The sequence below is a fragment of the Pseudomonas sp. A6 genome (assembly GCF_052367875.1).
GTDB classification, from domain to species: Bacteria; Pseudomonadota; Gammaproteobacteria; order Pseudomonadales; family Pseudomonadaceae; genus Pseudomonas; species Pseudomonas citronellolis.
Window position 1 is genome coordinate 2,780,596 of the sequence record NZ_CP198970.1, and the last position, 19,072, is coordinate 2,799,667.

A 19,072-nucleotide genomic window follows, 5' to 3' on the forward strand; every position below is an offset into this window, starting at 1 on the left:
GGATTGCACATGCTCGATTCGAAACTGGAAAACCGGACGTTCCTGATACTGCTGGCGGTGGTCAGCATCGCCTTCGCCTGGCTACTGCTGCCGTTCTACGGCGCGGTGTTCTGGGGCACCATCCTGGCCATCATCTTCACCCCGGTGCACCGCCGGTTGCAGGCGCGCCTGGGCGGGCGCAGGAACCTGGCGGCGCTGATCACATTGAGCGCCTGTATCCTCATCGTGATCCTGCCGGTGATCTTCATCACCGGCTCGCTGGTGCAGGAAGTCGCCAACCTCTACCAGAGCCTGAAGTCCGGCCAACTGAACCTCGCCGGCCTGGTGCAGCAGGCCTTCGCCGCCTTGCCGCCGTGGGCCCACCAGTGGCTGGAGCGCTTCGACCTGGGCGACCTGTCGAGCCTGCAGGAGAAGCTTTCCAGCGGCGCCATGCAGGCCAGCCAGTTCGTCGCCACCAAGGCCTTCAGCATCGGCCAGAACACCTTCGACTTCGTCGTCAGCTTCGGCGTGATGCTCTACCTGCTGTTCTTCCTGCTGCGCGACGGCCGCACCCTGGGCCGGCGGATCAAGCAGGCGGTGCCGCTGGACCACGAGCACAAGCAGCACCTGTTCACCAAGTTCACCACCGTGGTGCGCGCCACGGTGAAGGGCAACATCGCCGTGGCCGCCACCCAGGGCGCGCTGGGCGGGTTGATCTTCTGGTTCCTCGGCATCCAGGGCTCGCTGCTGTGGGGCACGCTGATGGCCTTCCTGTCGCTGTTGCCGGCGATAGGCGCGGGGCTGGTATGGGTGCCGGTGGCGGCCTGGTTCCTGCTCACCGGGGCGATCTGGCAGGGCGTGGTGCTGATCCTCTTCTGCGTGCTGGTGATCGGCCTGGTGGACAACATCCTGCGCCCGATCCTGGTGGGCAAGGACACCAAGATGCCCGACTACGTGGTGCTGATCTCCACCCTGGGCGGCATGTCGCTGTTCGGCCTCAACGGCTTCGTCATCGGCCCGCTGATCGCCGCGCTGTTCATCGCCAGCTGGGACCTGTTCACCGGCCGCGAGGAACTGGAAGACCCGGCGGGGTAGGGGAGGGCCTGAGGGTTGCGTAGGAGCAACGGTCTGCGCCGAGGTGCTTTTCGTAGGATGGGTTGAGCTTGCGAAACCCATGCGGTTGCGCTGATGGGTATCGCTTCGCTCAACACCATCCTACGAAAAGCCATGCTCGCTCATGCGGTAGGAGCGGACTCTGTCCGCGATGGAATGAACGCCGGCCTTGCCGGCGGAATCGCGGATAAATCCGCTCCTACGGTTCCAGGAAGCACGGCTTTTCGTAGGAGCGAGCTTGCTCGCGAATGAGCTCTGCAGCGGCGCCTGTTCGCGAGCAAGCTCGCTCCTACGAAGAACAATCCCGGCGCGTACGAACAGCGTTTCGCAGGCAACAAAAACCCCGCCGAGGCGGGGTTTTTCTTTGCTGCCTGCGATCAGCCGGCGACGGCTACCGCCAGGCCGGAGTGCTGGAGGATGTCCAGCAGCGGCTGCGGGTACACGCCGAGGAAGAAGGCCAGCAGGGCGATGGCCACCAGCATGATGCCGCCGGCGCGCTGGGCCCAGTCCAGGGGCGCGTCGTGGCGCTTCATGTTCGGCTCGACCAGGAACAGGGTGACCATGACGCGCAGGTAGTAGTACAGGCCGATGGCGCTGCCCAGCACCAGGGTGCCGACCAGCCACCACAGGTGCGACTCGACGCCGCTGGCGATGACGTAGAACTTGCCGATGAAGCCGGCGGTCAGCGGGATGCCGGCCAGGGACAGCATCATCACGGTCATCACCGCGGTCAGCACCGGACGGCGCCAGAACAGGCCGCGGTACTCGAACAGCGCGTCGGCGTCGCGGCCGCCGTAGGGGGTGGACATCAGGGTGACCACGCCGAAGGCGCCCAGGGTGGTGACCACGTAGGTGGTCAGGTAGACGCCGACGGTCTCCACGGCCAGGCCGTTGCTGGCCACCACGGCGATCAGCAGGTAGCCCAGGTGGGCGATGGAGGAGTAGCCGAGCAGGCGCTTGAGGTTGCTCTGGGTCAGTGCCAGCAGGTTGCCGACCAGGATCGAGATGACCGCGATGACCGCCAGGGCGACGTGCAGCACGCCGCTGTGCAGGGCCGCCGGGGCGATCTGGAACAGGCGCAGCAGCACGGCGAACACGGCGACCTTGGCGGCGGTGGCGAGGAACGCCGCCACCGGGGCCGGGGCGCCTTCGTAGACGTCCGGGGTCCACAGGTGGAAGGGCGCCAGCGACAGCTTGAAGCCCAGGCCCACCAGCATCATGCCCACGCCGATGGTCAGCAGCGGGCTGTGCACGGTGCCTTCGGCCAGGGCGCTGCCCAGGCCGGCGAAGTCCAGGGTGCCGGCTTCGGCGTAGAGCATGGCCATGCCGAACAGCAGGAAGGCCGAGCCCGCCGCGGACAGCACGGTGTACTTGATGCCGGCTTCCAGGCTGCGCTTGTTGAAGAAGGCGTAGGCCACCATGCCGTAGACCGGCACCGAGAGCAGTTCCAGGCCGATGAACAGGCCGGCCAGGTTCTGCGCCGCCACCAGCACCAGGCCGCCGGCGGTGGCCAGCAGCAGGAGCAGGTAGAGCTCCTCGCGGTTGCCCGGGTAGCTCTCCATGTAGGCATGGGCGAGGGTCGAGCAGGCGAGGGCGGCGATCAGGATCAGCGCCGAGTAGAACAGCGCGAAGTTGTCGATCAGCAGCAGCGGGGTGACGGCGATGGGGGTCGCCTTGATCGCCCAGAGGATCGACAGCAGCGCCAGGTTGAGGCCGATCATCGAGAGGGTGGCGATCAGCCGGTGATTGCGTTTCCAGGCGACCGCCAGCATCACCACCACCAGGGTGGCGCTGGTGATGAGCAGCGGCAGGAGCGCGATGAAGTGTTGGATCGTGAAGGTCATTTCGCGACTACCGTGCGGCAAGGGTGGAAAGGGCGGAATCGAACCACTGCTGGACACCGTGCATGGTGGCGGCGGAGGTATCGAGAACCGGCTGCGGGTAGATGCCGAGGATGATCAGCAGGACCGACAGGCCCAGGACCATGCTCAGCTCGCGGGCGTTCAGGCCGGCGATCGGCGTGTCCGCTTTCGCCGGGCCGAAGTAGGCGCGGTGGATCATGATCAGCGAGTAGATCGAGGCGAACACCAGGCCGAAGGTGGCGATGACGATGACCACCGGCACGGTCTTGAAGGCGCCCAGCAGGATCAGGAACTCGCCGACGAAGTTGCCGGTGCCCGGCAGGCCCAGGGACGCGGTCGCGAAGAACAGGGCCACGGCCGGCAGGTAGGGGATGCGCGACCAGAGGCCGCCCATCTTGCGCATGTCACGGGTGTGCAGGCGTTCGTAGAGTTGGCCGCAGAGGATGAAGAGCGCGGCGGCGGACAGGCCGTGGGCGATCATCTGGATCACCACGCCTTGCAGCGCCTGCGGGCTGCCGGAGTAGATGCCGATCATCACGAAGCCCATGTGCGACACGCTGGAGAAGGCCACCAGGCGCTTGATGTCGGTCTGCGCGAAGGACAGCAGGGCGCCGTAGAAGATGCCGATCAGGCCCAGGGTCATGGCGATGGGCGCGAACTCCGCCGAGGCGTTGGGGAACAGCGGCAGGGCGAAGCGGATCAGGCCGTAGGCGGCGGTCTTCAGCAGGATGCCGGCCAGGTCCACGGAACCGGCGGTCGGCGCCTGGGCGTGGGCGTCCGGCAGCCAGGAGTGCACCGGCACCACTGGCATCTTCACCGCGAAGGCGACGAAGAAGCCGAGCATCAGCAGCCACTCGACGTGCTCGCTCATCTGCGTCTTCAGCAGGTCGGCGTAGTTGAAGGTCAGCACGCCGGTGCTGTTGTAGTGCACGAACACCAGGCCGAGGATCGCCACCAGCATCACCAGGCCGCTGGCCTGGGTGAAGATGAAGAACTTGGTGGCGGCGTAGATGCGCGTCTTCTTGCCGTCGTCCGAGCTATGGCCCCAGAGCGCGATGAGGAAGTACATCGGCACCAGCATCATTTCCCAGAAGAAGAAGAACAGGAACAGGTCGACGGCGAGGAACACGCCGATCACGCCACCGAGGATCCACAGCAGGTTCAGGTGGAAGAAGCCGATGCGGCGCTGGATCTCGTTCCACGAGCAGAGCACGGACAGCACGCCGAGCAGGCCGGTGAGGGCGACCATCAGCAGCGACAGGCCGTCGATGGCCAGGTGCACGCTGATGCCGAAGCGCTCGATCCATTGCAGCTTGAATTCGGCGGTCCACTGCGGCTCGCCACCCGGCGCGGGCGCCAGGTGGAAGTTGCCGGTGTGCCACAGCCACAGGCTCAGGGCCAGGGTCAGGGTCATGGAACCCAGCGCGACCCAGCGGGGCAGGGTCTTGCTGGTGTACTCGGCGATCCAGCAGAGGAAGCCGCCGATGAAGGGGATCAGGATTAGCCAGGGCAGAATCATGACGGGCTCGATCTCTTTCGTGAATGCGTTAGGCCAGTAGCAGCGCGAGCAGCAGCACCGCGCCGCCGACCAGGGAAGCGGCGTACCAGCGCAGGCGGCCGTTCTCGGTCAGGCTCAGAAGGGTGTGCCCACCGCGGGCGGACAGCGGCACCAGGACCAGGGTCTGGTCGATGGGGTCGCGGCCGAGCAGGCGGCAGAGCAGCAGATAGGGTTTCACGAACAGCTTGTCGTACAGCCAGTCGAAGCCCCAGGCGTGGTACCACCAGGTGCCGAAGAAGCGGCCCGGCGCGCTCTTGGCCAGGGCGCTGACGAAGCGGCGCTTGCCGAGGAACAGCAGGCCGGCCAGCAGGATACCGGCCAGGGCGATGGCGCCCGAGGCGATTTCCAGGCTGTGCTGTGCTTCGCCGCCGGCATGGCCGACGCTTTCCGGCAGCACGCCGTGCAGCGGCGGGGTGATCAGCGCGCCGATGAAGGTCGACAGCACGATCAGCACCGACAGCGGCAGCCAGTGGCTGATGCCATGGCCGGCGTGGGCCTCGGTCTTCTGCTCGCCGTGGAAGGCGATGAAGATCAGGCGGAAGGTGTAGATCGAGGTCAGGAAGGCACCCACCAGGCCGGCGATCAGCAGGTTCTGGTGGCCGCTGGCGAAGGCTTCCCAGAGGATCTCGTCCTTGGAGTAGAAGCCGGCGGTGACCAGCGGCAAGGCGGCCAGGGCCGAACCACCGACGATGAAGCTGGCGTAGGCCAGCGGCAGCTTCTTCCACAGGCCGCCCATCTTGAAGATGTTCTGCTCGTGGTGGCAGGCGACGATCACCGCACCGGAGGCGAGGAACAGCAGGGCCTTGAAGAAGGCGTGGGTCATCAGGTGGAAGATCGCCGCGTCCCAGGCGCCGACGCCCAGGGCCAGGAACATGTAGCCGATCTGGCTCATGGTCGAGTAGGCGAGGATGCGCTTGATGTCGGTCTGCACCAGGGCGGCGAAGCCGGCCAGGACCAGGGTGACCGCGCCGACCACGCCGACCAGTTCCAGCACGTTCGGCGCCAGGGTGAAGATGCCGTGGCAGCGGGCGATCAGGTAGACGCCCGCGGTGACCATGGTCGCCGCGTGGATCAGCGCGGAAACCGGGGTGGGGCCGGCCATCGCGTCCGCCAGCCAGGTCTGCAGCGGCAGCTGGGCCGACTTGCCGACCGCGCCGCCAAGCAGCGCCAGGGCCGCCAGGCTCACCCACAGGTCGCCCTGGGCGAAGTGCTGCGGGGCCAGCACCAGCAGCTCCTGGATGTTCAGGGTGCCCAGCTGCTGGAACAGGATGAACAGGCCGAAGGCCATGAACACGTCGCCCACGCGGGTGACGATGAAGGCCTTGAGCGCCGCGTTGCCGTTCGGTACGTGGCTGTAGTAGAAGCCGATCAGCAGGTAGGAGCACAGGCCCACGCCTTCCCAGCCGAAGTACAGGAACAGCAGGTTGTCGCCCAGCACCAGGAACAGCATGCTGGCGATGAACAGGTTGGTGTAGGCGAAGAAGCGCGAGTAGCCGTCTTCACCGCGCATGTACCAGCTGGCGAACAGGTGGATCAGGAAGCCGACGCCGGTGACCACGCCGAGCATGGTGACCGACAGGCCGTCCAGGTACAGGGCGAAGTTCGGCGCGAAGCCGTCGACGCTCATCCACTGCCACAGCACCAGGGTGTAGGCGCCGCCTTCCGGCGGGGCGCTGTGGAAGCTCCAGATCGCCCAGAAGGCGGACAGCGCGGCCAGGCCGACCGAACCGACGCCGACCAGCGCGGAGAGATTTTCCGACCACTTGCCGCGGGAGAAAGACAGCAGCAGGAAGCCGACCAGGGGGAACAGGAAGGTGAGGGGCAGCAGGTTCATCCGCGCATCTCGCTGGCAGCGTCGACATCGAGGGTATGGAAGCGGCGATACAGTTGCAGCAGGATCGCCAGACCGATGCTCGCCTCGGCCGCGGCCAGGCTGAGCACCAGGATGAACATCACCTGGCCGTCGGGCTGCGCCCAGCGGCTGCCGGCGACCACGAAGGCCAGCGCGGCGGCGTTCATCATCACTTCCAGGCTCATGAGTACGAACAGGATGTTGCGCCGGACCATCAGGCCGGCCAGACCGAGACAGAACAGCACGCCGGAGAGTGCCAGCCCGTGTTCCAGGGGGATTGCATTCATGGTGTTATTCCTTCGCGTCGTGGCGGCCGAGGTGGTAGGCGGCGACCAGTGCCGCCAGGAGCAGCATCGAGGCCAGTTCGACGACCAGCAGGTAGGGGCCGAACAGGGCGATGCCCACGGCCTTGGCGTCCACGGTGGTGTGGCCGATGCCGGCGCCGCTGGGGTTGCGCGACAGCACCAGCAGCAGCTCGACGAGCAGGACGGCGGAGAGCACGCCCGGGCCGATCCAGACCCCGGGCTTGAGCCACTTGCGCTCCTGCTCGGCGATCGCCGGGCCCAGGTTGAGCATCATCACCACGAAGACGAACAGCACCATGATCGCGCCGGCGTAGACGATGATCTCCAGGGCGCCGGCGAACGGGGCGCCGAGGCTGAAGAAGGTCATCGACACGGCGAGCAGCGAAACGATGAGGTAGAGCAGGGCATGCACCGGGTTGCTGTTGGTGATGACCCGCAGGGTTGCCAGCACGGCGACGCCGGCGGCGAAGTAGAAAGCGAATTCCACGCGACGTCTCCTTACGGCAGCAGGCTCTTGACGTTGATCGGTTCGGCCTCGTTCTGCGCGCTGCCCTTGGGCTTGCCGGCGATGGCCATGCCGGCGACGCGGTAGAAGTTGTAGTCCGGGTTCTTGCCGGGGCCGGAGATCAGCAGGTCTTCCTTCTCGTACACCAGGTCCTGGCGCTTGAACTCGCCCATCTCGAAGTCCGGGGTCAGCTGGATCGCGGTGGTCGGGCAGGCTTCCTCGCACAGGCCGCAGAAGATGCAGCGGGAGAAGTTGATGCGGAAGAACTCGGGGTACCAGCGGCCGTCGTCGGCCTCGGCCTTCTGCAGCGAGATGCAGCCGACCGGGCAGGCCACGGCGCACAGGTTGCAGGCTACACAGCGTTCCTCACCGTCGGGGTCGCGGGTGAGGACGATGCGGCCGCGGTAGCGCGGCGGCAGGTAGACCTGCTCTTCCGGGTACTGCAGGGTGTCGCGCTTGCGGAAGGCATGGCCGAAGATCATCACCAGGCTGCGCAGCTGGGTGTAGGTGCCATGCACGATGTGCAGGATTTCTTTGATCATGGTGGTTCTCCTTACTGGGCCGCGGCCAGCACACAGGCGCCGGTCACCAGCAGGTTGATCAGGGTCAGCGGAAGGCAGAACTTCCAGCTGAAGGCCATCACCTGGTCATAGCGCGGACGCGGCAGCGAGGCGCGGATCAGGATGAACAGCATGATGAAGAAGCTGGTCTTCAGGGCGAACCAGATGAACGGGATCTGCGGCAGCAGGCCGAACGGGCCGTGCCAGCCACCGAAGAACAGCGTCACCAGCAGCGCCGAGATCAGCACGATGCCGATGTATTCGCCGACGAAGAACATGCCCCATTTCATCCCGGCGTACTCGATGTGGTAGCCGTCGGCCAGTTCCTGCTCCGCTTCGGGCTGGTCGAACGGGTGACGGTGGGTCACGGCGACGCCGGCGATGATGAAGGTGCAGAAGCCGAAGAACTGCGGAATGATGAACCACAGGTGCTGGGCCTGGTAGTCGACGATGTCGCGCATGTTGAACGAGCCGACCTGGGCCACGATGCCCATCAGCGACAGGGCCAGGAACACCTCGTAGGAGATGGTCTGGGCCGAGGCGCGCAGGCTGCCGAGCAGGGCGAACTTGTTGTTGCTCGACCAGCCGGCGAAGAGCACCGCGTACACGGTCAGGCCGGCCATGGCGAAGAAGAACAGGATGCCGATGTTCAGGTCCGCCACGCCCCAGTTGGGGCTGATCGGGATGATCACGAAGGCGATCAACAGCGCGCCCATGGCGATGACCGGGGCGAGGGTGAAGATCATCTTGTCGGCGAACGGCGGCGTCCAGTCTTCCTTGAAGAACATCTTGATCATGTCCGCGCCGAGCTGGAAGGCGCCGAACGGGCCGACCCGGTTGGGACCGTAGCGGTCCTGCCAGAGGCCCAGCAGGCGACGCTCGACCCAGCTCAGCAGCGCGCCGCAGACGACCACGGCGAGCAGGATGACGATGGCCTTGATGACCTCGATGATGATGTCGACGATGGCGGGTGTCAGCCAGCTCATGCTCATCAAGCTCATTGCGCAGCCTCCTGCAGACCTTCAGCGACACCGCCGAACACACCGGCGGGGATACCGGCCAGGCCGGCCGGCAGGGCGACCAGGCCTGCGCCCAGCTCTTCGCTGATGCGCAGCGGCAGGCGCAGCTCGTGGCCCTTGACGTTCAGGCGCAGCAGCTTGCCTTCGGCCAGGCCCAGGCGCTCGGCTTCCTCGCGGCCCAGGGCCACGTAGGTTTCCGGGATGCGCTCCTGCACCGGCTTGGCGCGGGCGCTGTTCTCCTCGCTGCCGAACAGGTGATAGAAGGGCACCACCTTGAACTGGCTGGCCGGGGTGTGGAACGGCGCCGGCACGTCGCTGAACCACAGGGCCTCGCCCTTGGCCTCGATCAGTCGCACGCCCGGGTCGCCGGCGCGCAGGTGGCCGCCGACCTCGTCCTGGAACTTGTTCCAGGCCTGCGGCGAGTTCCAGCCCGGGGACCAGGCGAAGGGAATCTGCTGACGCGGCTCGGCGCTGCCGGAATAGCCTTCCATGGAGAAGGCGAAGGCGCTGTCGATGTCCTGCGGGGCGCGCGGCTCACTGACGTTGATGTTGGCGCGCATGGCGGTGCGCCCGGAGTAGCGGTGCGGTTCACGCGCCAGCTTCAGGCCCTTGATGCGGAACGCGGCGTTCGGCGCGGCGTCGCGGATGCCGGCCAGGTGCGGCTTGGCGGCGACCACGGCGTCGATCACGTGGTCCAGCTGCGTCCAGTCGACGCGCTTGCCCTCGAGGGTGCTGTGCAGGGCGTGCAGCCAGCGCCAGCCTTCGCGGACCAGGTTGTCGGCGTTGTAGTAGGTCGGGTCGAAGACCTGGAAGAAGCGCTGGGCGCGGCCTTCCTGGCTGACCAGGGTGCCGTCGCCTTCGGCGAAGCTGGCGGCCGGCAGGACGATGTGCGCCTTGGCGCTGGTCGCGGTGCTCTGGTGGTCGGCGACGATCACCAGCTTGGCGGCGGCCAGGGCGGCGTCGACCTGGGCGGCTTCGGCGCGGCGGTACAGGTCGTTCTCCAGCACCACCACGGCGTCGGCGGCGCCGGAGGTCAGTTGCTCCAGCGCGGCTTCGACGGATTCACCGCCGAACAGGGTGAGGCCCAGGCTGTTGGCTTCCGGCACCACCAGGCTCAGCGAGCCGTTCTTCTCGCGCTGCTTCAGCGCGCTGGCGATGTTCGCCGCGGCTTCGATCAGGGCGTTGCTGCGCAGCGATACGCCGGAGACCACCAGCGGGCGCTTGGCGGCGACCAGGGCGTCGGCGATGCGCTGGGCGAGGGCTTGCGCTTCCGGTTCCAGACCGGCCACGGCCGGGGCGCTCGGGTCGATCGCGTGGGCCACGGCGAAGCCCAGGCGGGCCAGGTCCTCGGGGGCGGCGTGCACGCACTCGGCGGCGATGTCGTCCAGGCGCGTCTCGGCGAGGCTGGCGATGAACAGCGGGTTCTTCTCGTGCTGGGCGATGGTCTTCACCGCGGCGTCGAGCCACGGCTGGATCTTCATCGCGGCGGCCATGTCCTCGCCCTTGCCCTTCACCGACTGGCGCAGGGCCAGGGCGATGCGGGCGGCGGTTTGGGTGAGGTCTTCGCCGAGCACGAAGACCGCGTCATGGTCTTCCATGTCGCGGATGGTGGGGGAGGGCAGCGGGCCGTCCTGCATCACCTTGAGCACCAGGCGCAGGCGCTGCAGCTCGTCGGCGGCGATGCCGCTGTAGAAGTTGCCGGCGCCGACCAGCTCGGACAGCGCGTAGTTGCTTTCCAGGCTGGCGCGCGGCGAACCGATGCCGATCACCTTGCGGCCCTTGAGCAGGGCGGCGGCCTGGTCGAGGGCGCCGTCCAGGCTCAGCTTCTGCTTGCTGAGCATCAGCATCGGCTGGCGCGGACGGTCTTCGCGGTTGACGTAACCGTAGCCGAAGCGGCCGCGGTCGCAGAGGAAGTAGTGGTTCACCGAGCCGTTGTAGCGGTTCTCGATGCGGCGGATCTCGCCGTAGCGCTCGCCGGGGCTGATGTTGCAGCCGCTGGAGCAGCCATGGCAGATGCTCGGGGCGAACTGCATGTCCCACTTGCGGTTGTAGCGCTCGGAGTGGGTCTTGTCGGTGAACACGCCGGTCGGGCAGACCTCGGTCAGGTTGCCGGAGAACTCGCTCTCCAGCACGCCGTCCTCGATGCGGCCGAAGTACACGTTGTCGTGCGCGCCATAGACGCCCAGGTCGGTGCCGCCGGCGTAGTCCTTGTAGTAGCGCACGCAGCGGTAGCAGGCGATGCAGCGGTTCATCTCGTGGGCGATGAACGGGCCGAGCTCCTGGTTCTGGTGGGTGCGCTTGGTGAAGCGGTACCGGCGCTTGTTGTGGCCGGTCATCACCGTCATGTCCTGCAGGTGGCAGTGACCGCCTTCCTCGCACACCGGGCAGTCGTGCGGGTGGTTGGTCATCAGCCATTCGACGACGCTCTCGCGGAAGGCCTTGGCCTCTTCGTCCTCGATGGAGATCCAGGTGTTGTCGGTGGCGGGGGTCATGCAGGACATGACGAGGCGACCACGCTTGTCGTTCTCGTCGGTGTACTGCTTGACCGCGCACTGCCGGCAGGCGCCGACGCTACCGAGCGCCGGGTGCCAGCAGAAGTAGGGGATGTCGAGTCCGAGGGACAGGCAGGCCTGCAACAGGTTGTCCGCCCCATCGACTTCTAACGTCTTGCCGTCTACGTGGATAGTGGCCATGGTTCAAGTTCTTCGTTGGCCCGTTGTCAGCGGGCTTGGCTAAGGGAAATCACGGCTCCGTCGGGCCGGCGGCATGCCGCGGCGCTACGACGGAACATCGCCGGGCCCGCGGGCCCGGCAACCAAAGCTTTACGCGCCGACGCGTTGCGGTTGCGGCGCGGCCTGAGCCTGGCGGGAGACGCCCGCTTCGAACTCGGGACGGAAATATTTCAAGGCACTGCCCAGCGGTTCGACGGCGCCCGGTGCGTGGGCGCAGAAGGTCTTGCCTGGGCCGAGGAAGTTGACCAACTGCTCGAGGGTCTCAAGGTCGCCGGGCTGGCCTTCGCCACGCTCCAGCGCGCGCAGGAGCTTCACGCTCCACGGCAGGCCGTCGCGGCACGGGGTGCACCAGCCGCACGACTCGCGGGCGAAGAACTCTTCCATGTTGCGCAGCAGCGAGACCATGTTGATGCTGTCGTCCACCGCCATGGCCAGGCCGGTGCCCATGCGGGTGCCGACCTTGGCGATGCCGCCGGCGTAGAACAGGGCGTCCATGTGCTCGGGGAGCAGGAAGCCGGTGCCGGCGCCGCCGGGCTGCCAGGCCTTGAGCTTGTAGCCCTCGCGCATGCCGCCGGCGTAGTCCTCGAAGACCTCGCGCACCGGGATGCCGAAGGGCAGTTCCCAGATGCCGGGGTTCTGCACCTTGCCGGAGAAGCCCATGAGCTTGGTGCCCATGTCTTCGCTGCCCGGGCGCGCCAGGCCCTTGTACCAGTCGACGCCGTTCTCGACGATCGCCGGCACGTTGCACAGGGTCTCGACGTTGTTGACGCAGGTCGGCTTGCCCCAGACGCCGACAGCGGCGGGGAAGGGCGGCTTGGAGCGCGGGTTGGCGCGGCGGCCTTCCAGCGAGTTGATCAGCGCGGTTTCTTCACCGCAGATGTAGCGGCCGGCGCCGGTGTGGACGAACAGCTCGAAGTCGAAGCCGCTGCCGAGGATGTTCTTGCCCAGCAGGCCGGCGGCCTTGGCTTCGTCGATGGCGCGGTTGAGGTTGCGCGCCGCGTCGACGTATTCGCCGCGCAGGAAGATGTAGCCGCGGTAGGCCTTCAGCGCCCGCGCGGAGATCAGCATGCCTTCCACCAGCAGGTGCGGCAGCTGCTCCATGAGCATGCGGTCCTTCCAGGTGTTGGGCTCCATCTCGTCCGCATTGCACAGCAGGTAGCGGATGTTGAGGGATTCGTCCTTGGGCATCAGGCCCCACTTCACGCCGGTGGGGAAGCCCGCACCGCCGCGGCCCTTGAGGCCGGAGTCCTTGACGGTCTGGACGATGTCGTCGGCGGCCATTTCGGCCAGCGCCTTGCGCGCGGCGGCGTAGCCGTTCTTCGCCTGGTATTCCTCCAGCCAGACCGGGGCGCCGTCGTCGCGCAGGCGCCAGGTCAGCGGGTGGGTTTCCGCGGCGCGCGCGGTGCGGTTGGGGGTGCCGTAGGAGGTGAGGAGCGTCATGCGTAGGCCTCCAGCAGTTTGGCGACCGCCGACGGCTCGAGATTGCCGTGGGTATCGTCGTCGATCATCAGCGCCGGTGCCTTGTCGCAGTTGCCCAGGCAGCACACCGGCAGCAGGGTGAAGCGGCCGTCGGCGGTGGTCTGGCCGAGGCCGATGCCCAGTTGCTTCTGGATCTCGCCGACCACCGACTCGTGGCCGCCGATGTAGCAGACCATGCTGTCGCACACGCGGATGATGTGGCGGCCGACCGGCTGGCGGAAGATCTGGCTATAGAAGGTGGCCACGCCCTCGACGTCGCTGTCGGGGATGCCGAGGATCTCGGCGATCGCCGGGATGGCGCCGTCCGGCACCCAGCCGCGCTCCTTCTGGACGATCTTCAGGGCCTCGATGGACGCCGCGCGGGAGTCCTCGTAGTGATGCAGCTCGTGCTCGATGGCCGAGCGCTCGGTTTCGCTCAGGGCGAAACGGTCAGTCTGGATGATGGTGCTCATGATCAGCGGTCCACGTCAGCCATAACGAAGTCGATGCTGCCCAGATAGGCGATCAGGTCGGCGATCATGCTGCCGTTGATGACCGACGGAATCTGTTGCAGGTGCGCGAAGCTGGGCGTACGGATGCGCGTCCGGTAGCTCATGGTGCTGCCATCGCTCGTCAGGTAGTAGCTGTTGATACCCTTGGTCGCCTCGACCATCTGGAAGGCTTCGTTGGCCGGCATGACCGGGCCCCAGGAAACCTGCAGGAAGTGGGTGATCAGCGTCTCGATGTGCTGCAGCGTGCGCTCTTTGGGCGGCGGCGTGGTCAGCGGGTGGTCGGCCTTGTACGGGCCTTCGGGCATGTTCTTCAGGCACTGCTCGATGATGCGCAGGCTCTGGCGCATCTCGCCCATCTTCACCATGCAGCGGTCGTAGGCGTCGCCGTTGTGGGCCAGCGGCACTTCGAACTCGAAGTTCTCGTAGCCGGAGTAGGGGCGGGCCTTGCGCAGGTCGAAGTCGCAACCGGTGGCGCGCAGGCCGGCGCCGGTGGTGCCCCACTCCAGGGCTTCCTTGGTGTTGTACTGCGCCACGCCGATGGTCCGGCCGCGCAGGATGCTGTTCTGCAGCGCCGCCTTTTCATACTCGTCCAGGCGCTTGGGCATCCAGTCGAGGAATTCGCGGACCAGCTTGTCCCAGCCGCGCGGCAGGTCGTGGGCGACGCCGCCGATGCGGTACCAGGCCGGGTGCAGGCGGAAGCCGGTGATGGCCTCGACCACCTTGTAGGCGCGCTGGCGGTCGGTGAAGGTGAAGAACACCGGGGTCATGGCGCCCACGTCCTGGATGTAGGTGCCCAGGTACAGCAGGTGGTTCAGGATGCGGAAGAACTCCGACATCATGATGCGGATGACGTCGACGCGCTGCGGCACCTTGATGCCGGCGAGCTTCTCCACCGAGAGCACGTACGGCAGGTTGTTCATCACCCCGCCGAGGTAGTCGATGCGGTCGGTGTAGGGGATGAAGCTGTGCCAGGACTGGCGCTCGGCCATCTTCTCGGCGCCGCGGTGGTGGTAGCCGATCTCCGGCACGCAGTCGAGGATCTCCTCGCCGTCGAGCTGCAGGATGATGCGGAAGGCACCGTGGGCGGAGGGGTGGTTCGGGCCGAGGTTGAGGAACATGAAGTCCTCGTTCTCGCCGTGGCGCTTCATGCCCCAGTCCTCGGGCTTGAAGCGCAGGGCTTCCTGCTCCAGCTCCTGCTTGGCCACGGAGAGGGAGTAGGGATCGAACTCGGTGGCGCGCGCCGGGTAGTCCTTGCGCAGCGGGTGGCCCTGCCAGGTCGGCGGCATCAGCATGCGGGCCAGATGTGGGTGGCCGTTGAAGTGGATGCCGTACATGTCCCAGACCTCACGCTCGTACCAGTTGGCGTTCGGCCAGATACGGGTGGCGGTGGGCAGGTTGAGGTCGCCTTCGGACAAGGCCACCTTGATCATCACGTCGCTGTTACGCTCGAGCGACATCAGGTGGTAGAACACGCTGAAGTCGGCGCCCGGCAGGCCGCGACGGTGGGTGCGCAGGCGCTCGTCGACCCCGTGGAGGTCGTAGAGCATCACGTAGGGCTTGGGTACGTTGCGCAGGAAGGTGAGGACGTCGATCAGCTTCTCGCGGCTCACCCAGAGGACCGGCATGCCGGTGCGGGTGGCCTGGACGGTGAAGGTCTCGGCGCCAAAGCGGGAATTCAGTTCGACGACTATGTCTTGGTCGTCCGCCTTATAGGGCGGGATGTACAGAGCGGAGTCTGCGGTCATGGTCTCGGTCGCTATCGGTCAACGGTGGAGTGAAGTAAGGGCCTCTCGTGGAGGTCGGCTTCACACTTCGTCGGGGCTGCGCAGGTTGGTGACCGCAATGCGCTGTTCGCGCTTGAGGTCCTTCTGGGCAGGCATTTCGGCACGGTAGATGCCTTGATCGCCAACCACCCAGGACAACGGGCGACGCTCCTGGCCGATGGATTCCTGCAGCAGCATCAGGCCTTGCAGGAATGCCTCGGGGCGGGGCGGGCAGCCGGGGATGTAGACGTCCACGGGGAGGAACTTGTCGACCCCCTGGACCACCGAGTAGATGTCGTACATGCCGCCGGAATTGGCGCACGAGCCCATGGAGATCACCCACTTGGGTTCCAGCATCTGTTCGTACAGGCGCTGGATGACCGGGGCCATCTTGATGAAGCAGGTGCCAGCGATGACCATGAAGTCCGCCTGGCGCGGCGAGGCACGAATCACTTCGGCGCCGAAGCGGGCGATGTCGTGCGGCGCGGTGAACGCCGTGGTCATCTCCACGTAGCAGCAGGACAGGCCGAAGTTATAGGGCCACAGCGAGTTCTTGCGACCCCAGTTGACGGCGCCGTTGAGAACATCCTCGAGCTTGCCCATGAAGATGTTCTTGCTGACCTGCCCCTCTACTAGAGGGTCGTCTACCGTTTCGCGCTGGCCGATCGGGTACTGATCGTTGGCCGCATCGGGGTCGATCCGGGTAAGTTTGTATTGCATCGCCAAAGCCTCATTGTTTTAGCTTCGCCTGCCGCTCGCGACGTGCCGCCGGCGCCCAATCGAGCGCGCCGACCCGCCAGAGGTAGACAAGACCTGCCAACAGAATTGCAATGAAAATGGTGGCCTCGACCAGACCGGCCCAACCGCTTTCACGGACGGACACGGACCAGGCGAAGAGGAAGAGGGCTTCGACGTCGAAGATCACGAAGAGCATCGCGACCAGATAGAATTTTGCCGACAGGCGCAGGCGTGCGCTGCCGGTGGGAACGATGCCGGATTCGAAGGGCTCGTTCTTGCTGCGACCAAATGCCTTGCTGCCCAGCAGCGAGGAAACCCCTAGCATGAAGGCCAGCAGGCCGACCACGCCTAGAAGGAAGGCGGCGAGTCCCCAGTGTTGAGCTGCAAGTTCAGCTGGGTTGGGCATGCCGATACTCCTTCCTACAAAAATTAGCGGTGGTCTTGGATTCCGGGCCTTCGCCCGGCTGCATGAACCTCGGGCTCAAGATAGCGAGCTAAGGGTTCGAGTGATCTTTCCAATTTTATGCCCAAAGCCTCGGGCAAGTAAATTTTTCTAACACAAACAGATGCTTCCAAATCGGGCAAAAGGCTTTTGCATTTTTGTCCGGGCCCCGGCTGCAGGCCGCTCTACGCCTGGGCTGGTGCGGATCAGGCTTTGGTCGAATGGCACTTTTACGGATATGAAGAAAGTGTTTCTAGTGCTCTTTAGATGATAAATATTATCATTCGCGGTGTCGTTTATCCGTAACTTTACTACATATAGGCGTCGTACTTTTTATTGTCGGCGGTTTTAAGGGTTTATGGGCGTCAATTGGCGTCGGGAATTTCCCAATGAGCTGTTTTGGGGGCGTTGGGGTGTGCGCCGGAGGCCGCTGCCTAGGGCGGATAACGGTTCCAGGGAGGTGTGAGCGTCGGCATAGGCCGGCCTGCCGGCCGGATCGCGGATGAATCCGTTCCTACATGGAATGACGTGGGTGGGGCAGTGTAGGAGCGGATCTTATCCGCGAATCGCGCGGGAACCTCCGGCTATCGCGGACAAGGTCCGATGGCTTCTCGTGGGAGCGAGCTTGCTCGCGAACAAACTCCGCTGCGGGGCTCATTCGCGAGCAAGCTCGCTCCTACGAAGAGCATCTCGGCGTAGCCGGCAAGCCAGTTGTTCACTCCGCGTACTCGCAGAAGAGCCCCCTCTCCCGCAAGCGGGAGAGGGGGCGTTCGGAGTGGGCGGATAGTTCGGCGTCAGTCGGCGAGTTCGTAGGGCGGATAACCGCTCGCGGTTATCCGCCGCATCTCGGCGCCGGACATGAAAAAACGCCGTTTCCCAAGGGAAACGGCGTTTTCATTGGCGCTACACCTTTGCGGCTGGGCCGCTTCCCGGCCCCGAGGGGCCGGGCGAACCGGTTCTTAGTGGAACTGGTTCATGGTGTTGTCTTTGCCCGAGGCCTTCAGCGCGGCTTCGCCAGCGAAGTACTCTTTGTGGTTGTCGCCGATGTCCGAGCCAGCCATGTTCTGGTGCTTGACGCAGGCGATGCCCTGACGCAGTTCCTGACGCTGAACACCTTTCACGTAGGCCAGCATGCCCTGGTCGGCGAAGTAGCCCTTGGCCAGGTTGTCGGTCGACAGTGCGGCGGTGTGGTAGGTCGGCAGGGTGATCAGGTGGTGGAAGATGCCGGCGTGGGCCGAGCCGTCGCGCTGGAAGGTGCGGATCTTCTCGTCGGCAACCTGGGCCAGCTCGGTCTCGTCGTACTCGACACTCATCAGCTTGGCGCGGTCGTAGGCGGAAACGTCCTTGCCTTCGGCGACGAACGCATCGAACACCTGCTGGCGGAAGTTCAGGGTCCAGTTGAACGACGGGCTGTTGTTGTAGACCAGCTTGGCGTTCGGGATGACTTCGCGGATGCGGTCAACCATGCCCTTGATCTGACCAACGTGCGGCTTCTCGGTTTCGATCCACAGCAGGTCGGCGCCGTTCTGCAGCGAGGTGATGCAGTCCAGGACGCAGCGGTCTTCGCCGGTGCCCTTGCGGAACTGGAACAGGTTGGAGGGCAGGCGCTTGGGACGCAGCAGCTTGCCGCCGCGGTTGATCACCACGTCGCCGTTCTGCAGGTCGGCCGCGCTGATCTCGTCGCAGTCCAGGAAGGAGTTGTACTGGTCGCCCAGGTCGCCCGGTTGCTTGGTCACGGCGATCTGCTTGGTCAGGCCGGCGCCCAGGGAGTCGGTACGGGCGACGATCACGCCATCGTCAACGCCCAGCTCGAGGAAGGCGTAGCGAACGGCGTTGATCTTGGCGAGGAAGTCTTCGTGCGGAACGGTCACTTTGCCGTCCTGGTGGCCGCACTGCTTCTCGTCGGAAACCTGGTTCTCGATCTGGATGCAGCAGGCACCGGCTTCGATCATCTTCTTGGCCAGCAGGTAGGTGGCTTCAGGGTTGCCGAAGCCGGCGTCGATGTCGGCGATGATCGGTACGACGTGGGTTTCGTAGCCGTCGATCTGGGCCTGGATCTCGTCCTGCTTGACCTTGTCGCCGGCTTCGCGGGCGGCGTCCAGGGCGGTGAACAGCAGGTCCAGTTCGCGGGCGTCAGCCTGGCGCAGGAAGGTGTACAGCTCTTCGATCAGGCCGGAAACCGCGGTCTTCTCGTGCATGGACTGGTCGGGCAGCGGGCCGAAGTCCGAGCGCAGCGCGGCGACCATCCAGCCGGACAGGTAGAGGTAGCGCTTGTTGGTGGTCTTCAGGTGCTTCTTGATGGAGATCAGCTTCTGTTGACCGATGAAGCCGTGCCAGCAGCCCAGGGACTGGGTGTAGACGGAGGAGTCGGCGTCGTATTCGGCCATGTCCTTGCGCATGATGGCCGCGGTGTACTTGGCGATATCCAGGCCAGTCTTGAAGCGGTTCTGGGCGCGCATACGGGCGACGGACTCGGGGTTGATAGCGCTCCAGCTGCTGCCGAACTTCTCTTTCAGGGCGGCAACGGCCTTGATGTCGTTCTGATATGCGGACATGGTCAACAATCCTTCAAAAAATGTGTTGGTTGAGCACCGACTTCCCACGCAGGACCCGTGGGATCGCTCGCCGCAGATGGCGAAATGACGACTGGAAGGATTGACGCAGAGGGGGAGGG

15 protein-coding genes are annotated in these 19,072 nt (G+C 65.5%); 1 reads left to right on the forward strand and 14 read right to left on the reverse strand.

What is annotated here, in order from left to right:
- Positions 1–9 precede the first annotated feature (9 nt).
- On the forward strand, positions 10–1,074 hold the full coding sequence (locus ACTWJ5_RS12630) for an AI-2E family transporter (RefSeq protein ID WP_444438862.1): 1,065 nt from the start codon (positions 10–12) through the stop codon (positions 1,072–1,074).
- 395 nt (positions 1,075–1,469) lie between these two features.
- On the opposite strand, the gene nuoN is transcribed toward ACTWJ5_RS12630, so the two are convergent.
- From nuoN to ACTWJ5_RS12700, 14 genes are all read right to left on the reverse strand, one after another.
- The gene (nuoN, locus tag ACTWJ5_RS12635) at positions 1,470–2,936 is read right to left on the reverse strand and encodes an NADH-quinone oxidoreductase subunit NuoN (RefSeq protein ID WP_074980676.1); all 1,467 of its coding nucleotides are present in this window, start codon (positions 2,934–2,936) and stop codon (positions 1,470–1,472) included.
- A 7-nt stretch (positions 2,937–2,943) separates the two neighbouring features.
- Positions 2,944–4,473, reverse strand: a complete 1,530-nt coding sequence (nuoM, locus tag ACTWJ5_RS12640) for an NADH-quinone oxidoreductase subunit M (protein WP_116424020.1) — start codon at positions 4,471–4,473, stop codon at positions 2,944–2,946.
- Positions 4,474–4,501: 28 nt separating this feature from the next.
- Positions 4,502–6,346: an NADH-quinone oxidoreductase subunit L gene (nuoL, locus tag ACTWJ5_RS12645; RefSeq protein ID WP_116424019.1), complete on the reverse strand. Its 1,845-nt coding sequence runs from the start codon at positions 6,344–6,346 to the stop codon at positions 4,502–4,504.
- Positions 6,343–6,651 carry an NADH-quinone oxidoreductase subunit NuoK gene (gene nuoK, locus ACTWJ5_RS12650; protein ID WP_009623272.1) on the reverse strand — a complete coding sequence of 103 codons (309 nt, stop codon included), beginning with the start codon at positions 6,649–6,651 and terminating at the stop codon, positions 6,343–6,345. The genes nuoL and nuoK overlap by 4 nt, the downstream gene beginning before the upstream one ends.
- A 4-nt stretch (positions 6,652–6,655) precedes the next feature.
- The gene (gene nuoJ / locus ACTWJ5_RS12655; protein ID WP_043318272.1) at positions 6,656–7,156 is read right to left on the reverse strand and encodes an NADH-quinone oxidoreductase subunit J; all 501 of its coding nucleotides are present in this window, start codon (positions 7,154–7,156) and stop codon (positions 6,656–6,658) included.
- An 11-nt stretch (positions 7,157–7,167) separates the two neighbouring features.
- Positions 7,168–7,716 carry an NADH-quinone oxidoreductase subunit NuoI gene (gene nuoI / locus ACTWJ5_RS12660; protein WP_074980674.1) on the reverse strand — a complete coding sequence of 183 codons (549 nt, stop codon included), beginning with the start codon at positions 7,714–7,716 and terminating at the stop codon, positions 7,168–7,170.
- Between the two features lie 11 nt (positions 7,717–7,727).
- The gene (gene nuoH / locus ACTWJ5_RS12665) at positions 7,728–8,720 is read right to left on the reverse strand and encodes an NADH-quinone oxidoreductase subunit NuoH (RefSeq protein WP_444439585.1); all 993 of its coding nucleotides are present in this window, start codon (positions 8,718–8,720) and stop codon (positions 7,728–7,730) included.
- A gap of 11 nt (positions 8,721–8,731) precedes the next feature.
- On the reverse strand, positions 8,732–11,446 hold the full coding sequence (gene nuoG, locus ACTWJ5_RS12670; RefSeq protein ID WP_444438867.1) for an NADH-quinone oxidoreductase subunit NuoG: 2,715 nt from the start codon (positions 11,444–11,446) through the stop codon (positions 8,732–8,734).
- Positions 11,447–11,575: 129 nt separating this feature from the next.
- Positions 11,576–12,925, reverse strand: a complete 1,350-nt coding sequence (nuoF, locus tag ACTWJ5_RS12675; protein ID WP_253390186.1) for an NADH-quinone oxidoreductase subunit NuoF — start codon at positions 12,923–12,925, stop codon at positions 11,576–11,578.
- Entirely contained in the window at positions 12,922–13,416 is a 495-nt protein-coding gene (gene nuoE, locus ACTWJ5_RS12680) for an NADH-quinone oxidoreductase subunit NuoE (RefSeq protein WP_116424017.1), read from the reverse strand. Before nuoE ends, nuoF begins: the two co-directional genes overlap by 4 nt.
- Positions 13,417–13,418: 2 nt before the next feature.
- The gene (gene nuoC, locus ACTWJ5_RS12685) at positions 13,419–15,200 is read right to left on the reverse strand and encodes an NADH-quinone oxidoreductase subunit C/D (protein WP_074980671.1); all 1,782 of its coding nucleotides are present in this window, start codon (positions 15,198–15,200) and stop codon (positions 13,419–13,421) included.
- Positions 15,201–15,260: 60 nt separating this feature from the next.
- Positions 15,261–15,938: a NuoB/complex I 20 kDa subunit family protein gene (locus tag ACTWJ5_RS12690; protein ID WP_009623256.1), complete on the reverse strand. Its 678-nt coding sequence runs from the start codon at positions 15,936–15,938 to the stop codon at positions 15,261–15,263.
- 10 nt (positions 15,939–15,948) lie between these two features.
- The gene (locus ACTWJ5_RS12695) at positions 15,949–16,362 is read right to left on the reverse strand and encodes an NADH-quinone oxidoreductase subunit A (RefSeq protein WP_009623254.1); all 414 of its coding nucleotides are present in this window, start codon (positions 16,360–16,362) and stop codon (positions 15,949–15,951) included.
- Positions 16,363–17,357: 995 nt separating this feature from the next.
- A complete protein-coding gene (locus ACTWJ5_RS12700) occupies positions 17,358–18,953 on the reverse strand; it encodes an isocitrate lyase (protein WP_074980670.1) in 1,596 nt (531 codons plus the stop codon).
- Positions 18,954–19,072 lie beyond the last annotated feature (119 nt).